Source organism: Aeromonas sp. 2MA4 (assembly GCF_029237305.1).
Taxonomy (GTDB): domain Bacteria; phylum Pseudomonadota; class Gammaproteobacteria; order Enterobacterales; family Aeromonadaceae; genus Aeromonas; species Aeromonas salmonicida.
Window position 1 is genome coordinate 43,876 of the sequence record NZ_JAACFY010000014.1, and the last position, 13,668, is coordinate 57,543.

At 58.1% G+C, this 13,668-nt stretch carries 12 protein-coding genes; 6 read left to right on the forward strand and 6 right to left on the reverse strand.

Annotation, left to right across the window (positions count from 1 at the left end; all coding sequences use genetic code 11):
- The first annotated feature begins 156 nt into the window (after positions 1-156).
- The gene (locus GWQ31_RS14690) at positions 157-822 is read left to right on the forward strand and encodes a methyltransferase domain-containing protein (RefSeq protein WP_275909702.1); all 666 of its coding nucleotides are present in this window, start codon (positions 157-159) and stop codon (positions 820-822) included.
- A gap of 87 nt (positions 823-909) precedes the next feature.
- Here the strand turns inward: GWQ31_RS14690 and dtd are convergent, their stop codons facing one another.
- The 3 genes from dtd to typA all read right to left on the reverse strand — a co-directional run bounded on the left by dtd (position 910) and on the right by typA (position 4,289).
- Positions 910-1,347: a D-aminoacyl-tRNA deacylase gene (gene dtd / locus GWQ31_RS14695; protein ID WP_099991396.1), complete on the reverse strand. Its 438-nt coding sequence runs from the start codon at positions 1,345-1,347 to the stop codon at positions 910-912.
- 84 nt (positions 1,348-1,431) lie between these two features.
- Positions 1,432-2,304 carry a virulence factor BrkB family protein gene (locus tag GWQ31_RS14700; RefSeq protein WP_021138645.1) on the reverse strand — a complete coding sequence of 291 codons (873 nt, stop codon included), beginning with the start codon at positions 2,302-2,304 and terminating at the stop codon, positions 1,432-1,434.
- 173 nt (positions 2,305-2,477) lie between these two features.
- On the reverse strand, positions 2,478-4,289 hold the full coding sequence (gene typA / locus GWQ31_RS14705; protein WP_169047209.1) for a translational GTPase TypA: 1,812 nt from the start codon (positions 4,287-4,289) through the stop codon (positions 2,478-2,480).
- Between the two features lie 351 nt (positions 4,290-4,640).
- Between typA and glnA the strand changes: the two genes are divergently transcribed.
- The 5 genes from glnA to add all read left to right on the forward strand — a co-directional run bounded on the left by glnA (position 4,641) and on the right by add (position 10,430).
- Complete coding sequence (glnA, locus tag GWQ31_RS14710) at positions 4,641-6,050, forward strand: glutamate--ammonia ligase (protein ID WP_021138647.1); 1,410 nt, start codon at positions 4,641-4,643, stop codon at positions 6,048-6,050.
- A gap of 91 nt (positions 6,051-6,141) precedes the next feature.
- Complete coding sequence (locus GWQ31_RS14715) at positions 6,142-6,723, forward strand: DUF4124 domain-containing protein (RefSeq protein WP_275909667.1); 582 nt, start codon at positions 6,142-6,144, stop codon at positions 6,721-6,723.
- An 80-nt stretch (positions 6,724-6,803) separates the two neighbouring features.
- The gene (glnL, locus tag GWQ31_RS14720; protein ID WP_275909668.1) at positions 6,804-7,859 is read left to right on the forward strand and encodes a nitrogen regulation protein NR(II); all 1,056 of its coding nucleotides are present in this window, start codon (positions 6,804-6,806) and stop codon (positions 7,857-7,859) included.
- A 9-nt stretch (positions 7,860-7,868) separates the two neighbouring features.
- The gene (gene glnG, locus GWQ31_RS14725; protein WP_005319876.1) at positions 7,869-9,287 is read left to right on the forward strand and encodes a nitrogen regulation protein NR(I); all 1,419 of its coding nucleotides are present in this window, start codon (positions 7,869-7,871) and stop codon (positions 9,285-9,287) included.
- Positions 9,288-9,428: 141 nt separating this feature from the next.
- Positions 9,429-10,430, forward strand: coding sequence for an adenosine deaminase (add, locus tag GWQ31_RS14730; protein ID WP_275909669.1), 1,002 nt, complete (start codon positions 9,429-9,431; stop codon positions 10,428-10,430).
- Between the two features lie 76 nt (positions 10,431-10,506).
- On the opposite strand, the gene hemN is transcribed toward add, so the two are convergent.
- From hemN to yihI, 3 genes are read right to left on the reverse strand one after another with little or no spacing between them, the layout of a single operon-like run.
- Positions 10,507-11,880 (reverse strand): oxygen-independent coproporphyrinogen III oxidase, encoded by a 1,374-nt coding sequence (gene hemN / locus GWQ31_RS14735; protein WP_275909670.1) that lies wholly within the window; start codon positions 11,878-11,880, stop codon positions 10,507-10,509.
- Between the two features lie 30 nt (positions 11,881-11,910).
- The gene (locus GWQ31_RS14740; RefSeq protein ID WP_034523570.1) at positions 11,911-12,351 is read right to left on the reverse strand and encodes a DUF2489 domain-containing protein; all 441 of its coding nucleotides are present in this window, start codon (positions 12,349-12,351) and stop codon (positions 11,911-11,913) included.
- An 11-nt stretch (positions 12,352-12,362) separates the two neighbouring features.
- The gene (gene yihI / locus GWQ31_RS14745) at positions 12,363-12,944 is read right to left on the reverse strand and encodes a Der GTPase-activating protein YihI (RefSeq protein WP_005319890.1); all 582 of its coding nucleotides are present in this window, start codon (positions 12,942-12,944) and stop codon (positions 12,363-12,365) included.
- Between the last annotated feature and the right edge of the window lie 724 nt (positions 12,945-13,668).

Consider the following 13,668-nt stretch of genomic DNA (forward strand, 5'->3'; position numbering starts at 1 on the left):
AGCGCCGACGGACAGATTGAAGGGCTTGCGCACCAATGCCTCCCAGCGCAACTGATAATAGGCATCCAGTTCGGCTGCCATCTGGGGAGTGACCATCCGGTACATAGTTCTATCCTTGAGTTACACTGGCCGGAAACCATCTTGCCGTGCAAATTCATGGACTTCAATCTGCAAGCGTACCAAGCCGACCACTTATTGCACCTGAGTGCCAAACCGGAACGACGCCTCTCCATCCTGGAAAATGCCCATCACCGCTGGCTGGAGATCGACGGTGTGGTGCAATCGGCCATGTCCCTTGCCGAACCTGCCGCCCTCTGCCTGCCCCATCAGCAGTGCATCGCAGACCTGCTGCCAGCCACCGCAAGCCGGGTGCTGGAACTGGGATTGGGCGGTGGCGATCTCACTCGTCATCTGGGGGCGCGCTGGCCAGAGGCTCGGCACGACTGCGTCGATCTGGATGAAGAGGTACTGACCCTGTTTCAGACCTTCTTCCGCCACCCGGCGGAACCCGTTGACCGGGCGTTGCACCTGCACCACGCCGATGCCCTCGCCTTCCTGCTGGCCCACGACGACACCTATGACTTCGTGCTGCTCGACCTGTTCAGTCAGGATGGCAATCCCCTGCTGCTGTTTCAGGTTCCGCTCTATCAGGCACTGGCCAAATGCCTCCGCGGTACCCTCATCGTCAACCTGCTGCCACGGACACATCTCGAACTGGCGCAGGCCAAGCGGCTGGCGGAGGAGTGGATTGGCCTCACCAGCACCCACAGGGTGCCCGGCTATCGCAACGTCATACTGCACGCCACCAATCTGATCCCCTAGCTCCTGTTACGGGATGCCACGGCTGGCCCTGTCTGCACGTCCGCAGATGAAGGCCTGTAGCAAGGAGCGGGCTCGCGGCCATGGCGCCTACACCTGCAGCCAGAAGGTGACGGGGCCATCGTTGAGCAGCGCCACCTTCATGTCGGCAGCAAAACGGCCTGTCTCGGTCGGTATGCCACTGGCCTTTGCCTGCACTACAAAATAGTCGTAGAGCCGCTCGGCGTCGGTCGGATGGGCGCCGCCAGAGAAGCTGGGTCTCATGCCTTTTTTGGTATCCGCCGCCAGGGTGAACTGGGAGACGACCAGCAGGCTGCCGCCGGCCTGACTCACATTGAGGTTCATTTTGCCCTCTTCATCGGAGAAGATGCGGTAGCCGCTCACCTTGTGCAGCAACTTGTCCGCCCTGGCCTCGTCATCCCCCTGCTCCACCCCGAGCAACACCAGCAGGCCATTGGCAATGGCACCCGTTACTTCGCCTTCCACTGTCACGCTGGCCTCTGAGACCCGCTGGATCAATGCAATCACATCCCTCTCCTCTCAAAACAGAACGACCGCCCTCACAGGGGCGGTCGTCGATGCTACCAAGAAAACGACGGGCAAAGCGATGGATCAGGCCAACTCCTCGCTCACCGGTTTTTCATATTCGCCGAGACAAGCCGTGGTCTCGGCGCCAAGCAATACCACCAACCAGCTGAGATAAACCCAGACAAACAGGATCGGAATGGTCGCCAGAGCGCCATAGATGGCCTGATAGGAGGGGAAGTTGGTGATGTAAATGGCAAATCCGCGCTTGGCCAGCTCGAACAGGGTAGCGGCCACCAAGGCACCGATGAAGGCATGAACCAGCCTCACCTTGCAGTTGGGCACAACCGTATAGACCAGCAGGAAGGTGAGCACCGAGAAGAGGAACGGCAAGCTGCGCAACAACAGATAGCCGATGCCGAACAGACTCTCGGCCCCGAACAACCGCAGCGAGAAGATGTAAGAGGAGATGGCAATGCTGCCACCGATAAGCACAGGGCCCAGTGTCAGTATCATCCAGTACATGGCAAACGCCTGCGCCAGCGGCCGGCCCTGGGTCGAGCGCCAGATGTAGTTCAGGTTCTTGTCGATGGCCGAGATCAGCATCAGCGCCACCACTATCAGGGCACCGATACCCACGGCAGTGGTGTTGGTGGCATTCGCCACGAAGCCATCTATGTACTCCTTGAGCATCTCACCCGCGGTCGGCACGAAGTTGTGATAGACGAACTGCTCCATCGCCTGTTTCAGGGTTTGGAACACAGGGAAGGCGGACATCATGCCAAATACCACGGCAATCATGGGGACCAGAGAGAGCAAGGTGACATAGGCCAGATAACCGGCGGTGACGGTCAACCTGTCGTGCTGGAAACGGCTCCAGACAAACTGGGCGAAATGGCCGCCATCGTGGCGTAAAAAGGAGAGAGCATGGCCAAGACGGCCACCAAATTTCTGCTGCATTGTGATTCTCAACGTCTTCATCATGCAGACATTGTGTCAGATAGCATGGTCATTTGACCACCCATGGACCGGATCGGTACGACCAGCCCGAGCATACTGGCTGGTGATCCACCGTCAAAGGGGCATAAAAAAAGAGGCCCGCAGGCCTCTCTCTGTCTGTCGATAAACAGATATCAAGCACGACCGGCGCGCTTGCGATCCATTTCAGTCAGCAGTTTCTTGCGCACACGGATGGCCTTGGGAGTGATCTCTACCAACTCATCGTTATCGATGAACTCGAGAGCCTGTTCCAGGGTCATGCGGATCGGCGGAGTCAGCACCTGGGCTTCGTCGGTACCGGAGGCACGCATGTTGGTCAGCTGCTTGCCCTTCAGGCAGTTTACAGTCAGGTCATTGGAACGGGAGTGAATACCGATCACCTGGCCTTCGTACACTTCGGTAGCGTGACCGATAAACAGACGACCGCGGTCTTGCAGACCGAACAGGGCGAAGGTCAGCGCCTTGCCGGTAGCGTTGGAGATCAGCACGCCATTCTGACGCTCGCCGATGCTGCCACCCTTGTGCGGACCGTAATGGTCGAAGGTGTGGTACAACAGACCGGTACCGGAAGTCATGGTCAGGAACTCGGTCTGGAAGCCGATCAGGCCACGACTCGGGATCATGAAGTCAAGACGGACACGGCCCTTGCCATCCGGGGTCATGTTGGTCATCTCACCCTTACGCAGGCCGAGTTGCTCCATCACAGAACCCTGGTGGATCTCTTCCACGTCGACAGTCACAGTTTCGAACGGTTCGTGCAGAACGCCATCCACGGTGCGCAGGATAACTTCCGGACGGGATACTGCCAGCTCGTAACCCTCGCGACGCATGTTTTCGATCAGGATGGAGAGGTGCAGTTCACCACGACCGGATACGCGGAACTTGTCCGGATCTTCGGTCTCTTCCACACGCAGGGCCACGTTGTGGACCAGCTCCTGATTCAGACGCTCCAGGATGTTGCGGGAAGTCACGAACTTGCCTTCTTTACCAGCGAACGGTGAGGTGTTGACCTGGAAGGTCATGTTCACGGTCGGCTCGTCAACGGAGAGCGGCGGCAGGGCTTCAACAGCACCGTTGTCACAGATGGTGTCGGAGATTTTCAGCTCGCCCAGACCTGTGATGGCGATGATGTCGCCCGCTTGCGCGTCAACAACTTCGGTACGGGACAGACCCAGGTAGCCAAGCACCTGACCGACCTTACCAGTACGGGTTTTGCCATCGGCACCGACGACAGTGACTTGCTGGTTGGTCTTGACGCGACCACGGCTGATACGGCCGATACCGATAACACCGACGTAGGAGTTGTAGTCCAGCTGGGAGATTTGCATCTGGAAAGCACCGGCAGGGTCACCCTTCGGCTGCTCGACGTTGTCGACGATGGCCTGAAACAGGGGTTCCATGTTGTCGGATTCAACGCTTTGGTCCATGGTGGCCCAACCGTTCAGTGCTGAAGCGTAAACAACTTTGAAGTCCAGTTGCTCATCGGTCGCACCCAGGTTGTCAAACAGGTCGAACACCTGATCCATAACCCAGTCAGGACGAGCACCCGGACGGTCGATCTTGTTGATGACCACGATCGGCTTCAGACCCTGGGCGAATGCCTTCTGGGTCACGAAACGAGTCTGCGGCATAGGGCCGTCAACAGCATCAACCAGCAGCAGCACTGAGTCGACCATGGACATAACGCGCTCTACTTCACCACCGAAGTCGGCGTGACCCGGGGTATCAACGATGTTGATACGGTAGTCTTTCCAGCGGATCGCGGTGTTCTTGGCGAGAATGGTAATACCACGTTCCTTTTCCAGGTCGTTGGAATCCATCAGACGCTCTTGACCATCAGTGGTACGGTCCAGGGTTCCAGACTGCTGCAGCAGCTTATCAACCAGGGTAGTTTTGCCGTGGTCTACGTGCGCAATAATCGCAATATTGCGTAAATTCTCTAACATTCTCGCCTCAATCACCGGGTAAAATTGGGCGCTAATTGTACTCTCGCCTTTGTGATCTGCCTAGCATAATTGCAGTGCAATCACGCATAACAGGGGATCAGGATCATAGACCTTCCGATCAAAGCCTGTTTAGATGGGGGCTGACCGTATACTGCGCACCATTTTAGTGCACCAAAACGATCCACAGTTGCACTACTTTGAGGCGTAACGCGCTGGGACAGCAAGTCTTGGGGCAGGCTTATAGCCGCAAACGCCCTGAAATCAAGCTGTCACAAACTTGGCACGATACTGGCTTATGTGAATGTGATGACGCATTCACCCTAAGAGTTTTAACACCGGAGGTTACTTAGCATGTCAGCCCAGAATGTAATGGCCCTGATCCAGGAACACGAAGTCAAGTTTGTTGACCTGCGCTTTACCGACACCAAGGGTAAAGAGCAGCACGTATCCATCCCTTCCCATCAGATTGACGAAGATTTCTTCGAAGATGGCAAGATGTTCGATGGCTCCTCCATCGGCGGCTGGAAGGGCATCAACGAGTCTGACATGGTGCTGATGCCGGATGCGGCCTCCGCCAAGCTGGACCCATTCACCGAAGAGACCACTCTGAACATCGTCTGTGACATTCTGGAACCGGCCACCATGCAAGGCTATGACCGCGACCCGCGCTCCATCGCCAAACGTGCCGAAGAGTTCCTGAAGTCCAGCGGCATCGCTGACACTGTACTGTTCGGGCCTGAGCCAGAATTCTTCATGTTCGACAACATCACCTTCTCGAACACCATGGGCCACAGCTTCGTGAAAATCGAATCTGAAGAAGCCGCCTGGAACTCCGGCACCGCCTATGAGCACGGCAACAAGGGTCACCGTCCTTTCGTCAAGGGTGGCTACTTCCCTGTTGCACCGGTTGACTCCTCCCAGGATATCCGCGCCGCCATGTGTCTGGTGCTGGAAGAGATGGGCCAGGTCGTTGAAGCGCACCACCACGAAGTGGCAACCGCCGGTCAGAACGAGATCGCCACCCGTTTCAACACCCTCACCCTGAAAGCGGATGAAGTGCAGGTTCTGAAGTACGTGATCCACAACGTGGCCCACGCTTACAACAAGACTGTCACCTTCATGCCGAAACCCATGTTCGGTGACAACGGCTCCGGCATGCACTGCCACCAGTCCCTGGCCAAGAACGGTGTCAACCTGTTCGCTGGCGACCTGTACGGCGGTCTGTCCGAGATGGCACTGCACTACATCGGCGGTATCATCAAGCACGCCAAGGCCATCAACGCCTTCGCCAACCCGACCACCAACTCCTACAAGCGTCTGGTTCCGGGTTATGAAGCACCTGTCATGCTGGCTTACTCCGCCCGCAACCGCTCTGCTTCCATCCGTATCCCGGTCGTACCGAGCCCGAAAGCGCGTCGTATCGAAGTACGTTTCCCGGATCCGGCAGCCAACCCGTACCTGGCTTTTGCAGCTCAGCTGATGGCCGGTCTGGACGGTATCATCAACAAGATCCATCCGGGCGATGCCATGGACAAGAACTTGTATGACCTGCCGCCGGAAGAAGCCGCAGAAGTGCCGACCGTTGCCGGCTCTCTGGACGAAGCACTGGCCGCACTGGACAGCGATCGCGAGTTCCTGACCCGCGGTGGCGTGTTCAGCGATGACTTCATCAATTCCTATCTGGAACTGAAACAGCATGATGTTGACCGTGTGCGCATGACCCCGCACCCGCTGGAGTTTGAACTGTACTACTCCGTTTAATTCGGACCACAGCTCTGAACTTGACCAAACCCGCCAACAGGCGGGTTTTTTCTCTGATAGGATTAAGCAAAATCCCGTCAAGGAGAGATGGATGAAAAACGCATGCCCCCTATGGGCTCTGGGACTTTTGCTGTTGACGAGCACCGCCGCCCAGGCCACCAAGATCTACTCCTGGACAGACAGCAAGGGCGTCGTTCACTACACGGATTCCCCCCCTCCCGGCCAGCAGGCCAAAGAAGTGGATCTGCGTGTTGCCCCTCTCATTGGTGGTGCCCCCCGCTCGGTGCAGGTGGACAACTTCAACAGCCTGACCGGCGTTGATGCCAAGAAAGAGGAGGAAGCAGCCAAGCTGGTAATCGAACTACTCTCCCCGGAACAGGGCAGCACACTGCGCGACAACACGGGCAATGTGGTGTTCCAGGGGCAGATAAGCCCCAAACCGCCGACCCAGTACGACGTGCGCCTGACCCTGGATGGCAAGGCTGCCCCCATCGTCAGCAACGGCTTGGCTATTCGGGTCGAAAACCTGGATCGCGGCGCACATGAGGCACAACTCGAACTACTCGCCAAAGACGGTACGATCCTTGCTAAATCAAGGGTAGTCACCTTCTACCTGCACCGAGCCAGTATCAATCCGGCACCTAAAGTGACTCCGCTCCCCAACAAGGGGTGATCCTGTGCATCGATACGGGTAGACTAAATGCACCACGTTGGTGCATTACTGGTGTATAGCACCGTTTTAGGGAGAAACCTGTGCCAACCCGCTCGGACAACGCCAAAACACTCTTGGATAATTTGCTGACCGCCGTGATCCTGATGGATGAGCGGCTCTGCATCCAGTTCGTCAACCCGGCGGCTGAACAGCTGCTCTCCCTCAGCGAACGCCGGCTGATCGGCATCGAACTGCCCCATCTGCTGGAACATATCTCCCTCGATTTGCAGCGGCTCAAGCAGTGCCTCGTTTCAGGGCAAGGCTTTACCGATAGCGAAGTGACTCTGGTGGTAGAGGGAGAACCGCGACTGGTGGAGCTGAGCGCCACTCCGATGGCGGATCACGAACAGCGTCTGCTGGTGGTGGAGCTGCGCAAGATCGACCAGCAGAAGAAGATCAGCCAGGAGCAGCAGCAACATGCCCAGCAGCTGGCGGCCAAGGAGCTGGTGCGCGGGCTGGCCCATGAGATCAAGAATCCCCTCGGCGGCCTGCGCGGCGCGGCCCAGCTGCTGCAAAAAGAGCTGCCGGACCCGGCGCTGCGCGAATATACCGGCATCATCATCGAACAGGCCGACCGGCTGCGGGTACTGGTCGATCGGCTGCTCGGCCCCCAGCGCCCCGGCCGCCACCAGATGCACAATGTCCATTCGGTGCTGGAGCAGGTACGCCGACTGGTGGAGCTGGAGCTGCCATCCTCGGTTCGCATCGAGCGGGATTACGACCCCAGCATTCCCGAATTCGAGATGGAGCCGGATCAGCTGCAGCAGGCGTTTCTCAACATAGTGCGCAACGCCGCCGAAGCGCTGGGCGATCAGACCGGGCTTATCCGCATCAAGACCCGCACCGCGTTCCAGGTCACCATCCACGGCCAGCGTTACCGGCTGGCGGCGGAGATCAAGATCATCGACAACGGCCCCGGCATTCCCGATGCCATCCGCGACACCCTCTTCTACCCCATGATCACCGGCAAGGAGGGGGGAACCGGACTCGGCCTCTCCATCGCCCAGAACCTGATTGATCAGCACAAGGGGCGCATCGACTGCATCAGCTGGCCTGGCCACACCGAATTCACCATTTTTCTACCGCTTCGCAAATAAGGGAACGTAATGACAGCAAAAGTGTGGATCGTCGATGACGACAGTTCTATCCGCTGGGTACTGGAACGCACCCTCGGCAGTGAAGGCTTCGAGTGCGAGAGTTTTGCCGATGGCGAGGCTCTGCTGAGCTCGCTGGAGATACGTTCGCCCGATGTGATCCTCTCCGATATCCGCATGCCCGGCATCGATGGTCTCAGCCTGCTGGAGCAGATCCACCGCCGCCAGGCCGATCTGCCCATCATCATAATGACGGCCCACTCGGATCTGGACAGCGCGGTCAACGCCTATCAGAGGGGCGCCTTCGAGTACCTGCCCAAGCCGTTCGACATCGACGAGGCGGTCACCCTGGTGCGCCGCGCCGAGAATCACCTGAAAGAACAGCGCACCAAGCGCAAGGCACGCCAGCAGGAGACTGCCACCACACCTGAAATCATCGGCGAAGCGCCGGCCATGCAGGAAGTGTTTCGCGCCATCGGCCGGCTGTCACGCTCCAGCATCTCGGTGCTGATCAACGGTCAGAGCGGTACCGGCAAGGAGCTGGTCGCCCACGCGCTGCACAAGCACAGCCCGCGCGCCCACAAGAACTTTATCGCACTCAACATGGCCGCCATCCCCAAAGATCTCATCGAATCCGAGCTGTTCGGTCATGAAAAAGGGGCCTTTACCGGTGCCAACAATATTCGCCACGGCCGCTTCGAGCAGGCCGATGGCGGCACCCTGTTTCTCGATGAAATCGGCGACATGCCGCTGGATGTGCAAACCCGCCTGCTGCGGGTGCTGGCCGATGGCCAGTTCTACCGAGTCGGCGGTCATCAGCCGGTGCAAGTAGATGTGCGGATCATCGCTGCTACCCACCAGAATCTGGAGAAACGGGTGGCTGACGGCGAATTCCGGGAAGATCTGTTCCACCGCCTCAACGTCATCCGCATTCATATTCCGGCCCTCAAGGAGCGCCGCGAAGATATACCTCAACTGGCCCAGCACTTCCTGCTGCGCGCCGCCAAGGAGCTGAACGTGGAGGCCAAGAGCCTGCACCCTGATACCCAGGCCTACATCAGCCGTCTCGCCTGGCCGGGCAACGTGCGCCAGCTGGAGAACGTCTGCCGCTGGCTGACGGTCATGGCCTCGGGTCAGGAGGTGCTGGTAGGGGATCTGCCCGCCGAACTGCTGACCCCCATCACCAATACGGCAGAGCCCGGCCAACCTGCCCTGCCCGGCTGCTGGCAGCAGCAGTTGCAGGACTGGGTCGCCAGTAAGCTGGCACTGGGGGAGACCGACATCCTGGCCGATGCCCTGCCCCAATTTGAGCGGATCATGCTGGAGACGGCACTGGATCACACCCATGGCCACAAACAGGAGGCTGCCCGCCTGCTTGGCTGGGGTCGCAACACCCTGACTCGCAAGCTCAAGGAGCTCGACCTCTCCTGAGCCCTCTGGAAAAACGATTCCCATCACGCCTTGGCAAATCCCTGACCAATAAGACCCCGTTTGATTTCAAACGGGGTATCTTTTTTGAGAGCCCTGCCTAGAATGGCAGGCTTTCAAACCCGACTCGAAGAAGGCGCCATCATGATTGACAGATCTCTCCCCCTGACCGACCTGCACCGCCATCTGGACGGTAATATCCGCGCGCAGACCATCCTCGAGCTGGGCCGTCAGCACAATATCCAGTTGCCAGCCTTTGAGCTGGAAGCACTTCGCCCCCACGTGCAGATCGTCGAGAATGAGCCGAGTCTGGTCGCCTTCCTGAAGAAACTGGACTGGGGCGTGGCCGTGCTGGCTGATTACGATGCCTGCCGCCGTGTTGCCTACGAGAACGTGGAGGATCTGCTGCGCGCCAGCATCGACTATGCCGAGCTGCGCTTCAGTCCCGCCTACATGGCCATGACCCACAAACTGCATCCACAAGGTGTGGTGGAAGCCATCATTGACGGCGTTGCAGCTGGCAGCCGCGACTTTGGCATCAAGACCAACCTCATTGGCATCATGAGCCGCACCTTCGGCACCGAACAGTGCCGCAAGGAGCTGGACGCCTGTCTGGCCCATCGCGACAAACTGGTTGCCGTCGATCTGGCCGGTGACGAACTGGGCTTCCCGGGCGAGCTGTTCACCGAGCATTTTCGCAAGGTCCGTGATGCGGGCATGCGCGTCACAGTACACGCAGGCGAAGCGGCGGGCCCCGAAAGCATGTGGCAAGCCATTCGCGATCTCGGCGCCGAGCGCATCGGCCACGGCGTCAAGGCCATCCAGGATCCGGCCCTGATGGCCTATCTGGCGGAGCACCGCATCGGCATCGAATCCTGCCTCACCTCCAACCTCCAGACCACCACGGTCACGAACCTGACCGAGCACCCAATCCGCCAGTTCCTGGCTGCCGGTGTGCTGGCCTGTCTCAACACCGACGATCCTGCGGTCGAAGGCATAGACCTGCCCCACGAATATGACGTGGCTGCCCCGGCCGCCGGCATGACCGCCAGCGAGATCCGCACCGCCCAGCAAAACGGCCTGACCCTCGCTTTTCTGAGCGATGGCGAGAAAGCCGAGCTGAGCGCCCGCGCCGCCAGCCGCTAAACCTTGAACCGTTTGCTTACCCCATAAAAAAACCGCCGAAAGGCGGTTTTTTTATCTTCAGTGCAGGGCTGCCTGTTCAGATCACCCGGGAGAACTGCTGCTGGCGCGCCTTGTTGCGCAGGTAGACATCGAAACACATGCAGATATTGCGAATGAGCAGCTGACCGGTGGAGACCACTTCCAGCCCATCGTCGGTCATGCGCACCAGACCGTCGTCGATAAAGGTCTGCAACAGCTTGAGATCATCGGCAAAATACGCCTTGAAGACCAGACCATAAGCCTGCTCGACGGCGGCGAAGTTCAGGCTGAAATCGCAGATGAGACGTTTGATCACCTCGCGGCGGATCAAGTCGTCCTGATTGAGGGAGCACCCCTTCCACTGGGCATGCCCCAGCTCTTCAACCTGGGCGTAGTAAGCTTTGAGCTCTTTTTGGTTCTGGGAATAGGCATCGCCAATCATGCTGATGGAGGAGACCCCCAATCCCAGCAGATCACAATCCCCCTGGGTGGTGTAGCCCTGGAAGTTGCGGTGCAACTTGCCCTCGCGCTGCGCCACCGCCAGCTCGTCATCAGGTTTGGCGAAGTGGTCCATGCCGATGAACTGGTAGCCCTGACCGGTGAGGAAGGCGATGGTGTCTTGCAACATGGCCAGCTTCTCCCGGGGGGCCGGCATGTCTTCCTCTTTCAGCTTGTGCTGGGCGGCAAAGCGGCTCGGCAGATGAGCGTAGTTGAAGATGGAGAGGCGGGCCGGATCCGTCTTGAGCACTTCCTCCAGGGTGTGGTGGAAGCTCTCCCTGTTCTGGTGCGGCAGGCCGTAAATAAGATCGAGATTGGTGGAGCGAAAGCCCAGTGCGCGGGCGCGCTCCAGCATGGCGCGGATGAAGTCGTTATCCTGCTCGCGGTTGACCGCAACCTGGACCGCCTTGTTGAAGTCCTGCACGCCGAGACTGATGCGGTTGAACCCCACCTCTCGCAGCACATCCAGCATGATGAGTTCGATTTCACGCGGGTCCACCTCTATGCTGATCTCCCCTTCCTCCGCGAACTGGAAGTGCTCGCGCAACATGGCCATCAGGCGACGGGTCTGGGCTTCGTTCAGATAGGTAGGCGTACCACCACCCCAATGCAGCTGGGTCACCAGCCGATGCTTGAACAGAGGGGCCTGCGCCTTGATCTCCTGTTCGAGGTAGTCGAGGTATTGATCGGCCTTGTGCTGGTGACGTGTGATCACCTTGTTGCAGCCGCAGTAATAGCAGAGCTTGTGACAGAAGGGGATGTGTACGTAAAGCGACAGGTTGCGCGCCGGGTACTGGCCTGCGGCGCGGACCAGGTCCGGATAGCCGAAGCTTTCGTTGAACTCCAGCGCGGTGGGATAGGAGGTGTAGCGCGGGCCGCTGTAGTTATATTTTTCGATCAGGGCCTGATCCCACACAATCTGTTCTGCTTGCACGCTTGCTTCCTCTTTTTTGTTATCCAGGGCTCAGCGGCTTAACTGAAAATCCTTCAGTTGGGCCACATCCTTGAGGATCTGTGCCTCCAGCTCGGCCTCATAGCCACTGCGTTCGAGATCCATCTTCATCACTTCATTGCGCTTGAGGGCACGTCTCGCCTCATGAGTCGGCATCTCTTTCACCTTCTCATAGAGACTGTACAGACCCGGAAATTCGCTGGCAAAAACGCGCCCTTCCTTGATCTGCAAGGCATCCAGCAAATTGGTCAGCCGAATGGCACCTTCGGAATAGTCGCACTGACCATCCCGCACCGCATGGGCGATCACCCGTACGCTGTCGAGAATGCGTTCATTGCGCGCAGCTATGGCCTGCTGCTGCATATCGCGCTGGCGCTTGAGACGAGCCAGCAGGGTACCGGCATACACAGCCAGTCCCAGCAAAATCAGGCCGCCCAACGAGGCGGCCAGCATCCATCCACTCATCACTTTTTCTTCGGCTCTGGCTTGGGCTCAGGCTGATAGTCGACCTGAGTGAAACGATCCCACAGCTCCTCTTCGGAGGCGGGCTGGGTCGGCGCCTCATAACTGGCATCGTCGAATGAGCCGTCGTCTTCTTCGTCATCATCGTTGTCTATGATGCCAAGCTCATCCATCAATTCCTGATAACGATCGACACGCTGGTCAACCCAGGCCTGCTCGGTCGCTTCCAGGGTCTCGCCAGCATCGAGGCGATCCAGCAGGTCATTCAGGCGATCATCATTCTCGATGGCAGCCAGCTCCTGCTCCGGCGTCATCACCAGCTTCTTCTCTTTCGCAGGCTTGGGCGCAACTGGCTTGGCACCCTTCTCGTCTACGATCAAGGCAACCGGCTTGCGGGAACCGATACGCGGATCCTTGGCCTGCTTGCCATTGTTGTTCTTGCTGGATTGCTCTGCCTGCTGGCGGGAACCCGCCTTCAAGCCCTTACGCTTGGCAGCGCGTTTGCGCTCACGGCCGTCCAGGGCACTGGCATCTGATTCTTTGCGCTTACCGGTAGGCTTGCGATTGGGTTGTTTAGCCGACATGAATGACTGACTCCGACAAATAACTGGATTGAAGCCCGCACCCGGGATGAGAATCATCCGGGGAAGATACAGACACGGGGAACAGTGGATTAGAAACAAGAGTGGGATCCCGCACCAATCCGGCCATTGCTGGCCTCTGAACACCGCAGGATCGGTATCCTCTGGGCATGTTGCTGGTATTTTGACACAGAATGGCTAATCGGGTTAATGACCCAAAAGAAAAAAGGCAGCCGAAGCTGCCTTGATATGTTTATGCGAGTCCCATCCCTGGCTGCAAATCACCCTGTCCGTGGTGATACCTCTGCGCATCATATCTTTGTATGTGGTCATCCTGACCTTAATTGGTCGATCCTGAATGTGCGTGTGCTTGCTTTGACCCATGGGGACGACATCCGGTCATCACTCTGGGGTGGTTGCATCCTGCAGCCCGGCTCTTCCTGAGCAGTCACCATCCTGGTATTTCAATCCTTTGCCTGTCATTTGCGTGGTTCTGTGGCATCCCGCCAAATCGACATCCTGTCTTCACAACATCCCGGTCGTGAATGGCCCTGTGGGCCGCTCCATATATCCACTGTATCAACTTAATAAAGCGGCTCAATCCACCGATAACGTTTTCAAACGGAGATAAACCTATCACTCTTATTTAACATATTGAAATCAATGAATTATTAAACATAATTTGAAAAATGTTTAAGCCTTGACCAGGCCGATGAATGGGGGATCT

Coding starts and splice junctions, on each gene's coding strand:
- GWQ31_RS14690 (WP_275909702.1), top strand. CDS start 157: ATGGACTTCAATCTGCAAGCGTACCAAGCCGACCACTTATTGCACCTG.
- GWQ31_RS14700 (WP_021138645.1), bottom strand. CDS start 2,304: ATGCAGCAGAAATTTGGTGGCCGTCTTGGCCATGCTCTCTCCTTTTTA.
- typA (WP_169047209.1), bottom strand. CDS start 4,289: ATGTTAGAGAATTTACGCAATATTGCGATTATTGCGCACGTAGACCAC.
- glnA (WP_021138647.1), top strand. CDS start 4,641: ATGTCAGCCCAGAATGTAATGGCCCTGATCCAGGAACACGAAGTCAAG.
- GWQ31_RS14715 (WP_275909667.1), top strand. CDS start 6,142: ATGAAAAACGCATGCCCCCTATGGGCTCTGGGACTTTTGCTGTTGACG.
- glnG (WP_005319876.1), top strand. CDS start 7,869: ATGACAGCAAAAGTGTGGATCGTCGATGACGACAGTTCTATCCGCTGG.
- add (WP_275909669.1), top strand. CDS start 9,429: ATGATTGACAGATCTCTCCCCCTGACCGACCTGCACCGCCATCTGGAC.
- GWQ31_RS14740 (WP_034523570.1), bottom strand. CDS start 12,351: ATGCTGGCCGCCTCGTTGGGCGGCCTGATTTTGCTGGGACTGGCTGTG.
- yihI (WP_005319890.1), bottom strand. CDS start 12,944: ATGTCGGCTAAACAACCCAATCGCAAGCCTACCGGTAAGCGCAAAGAA.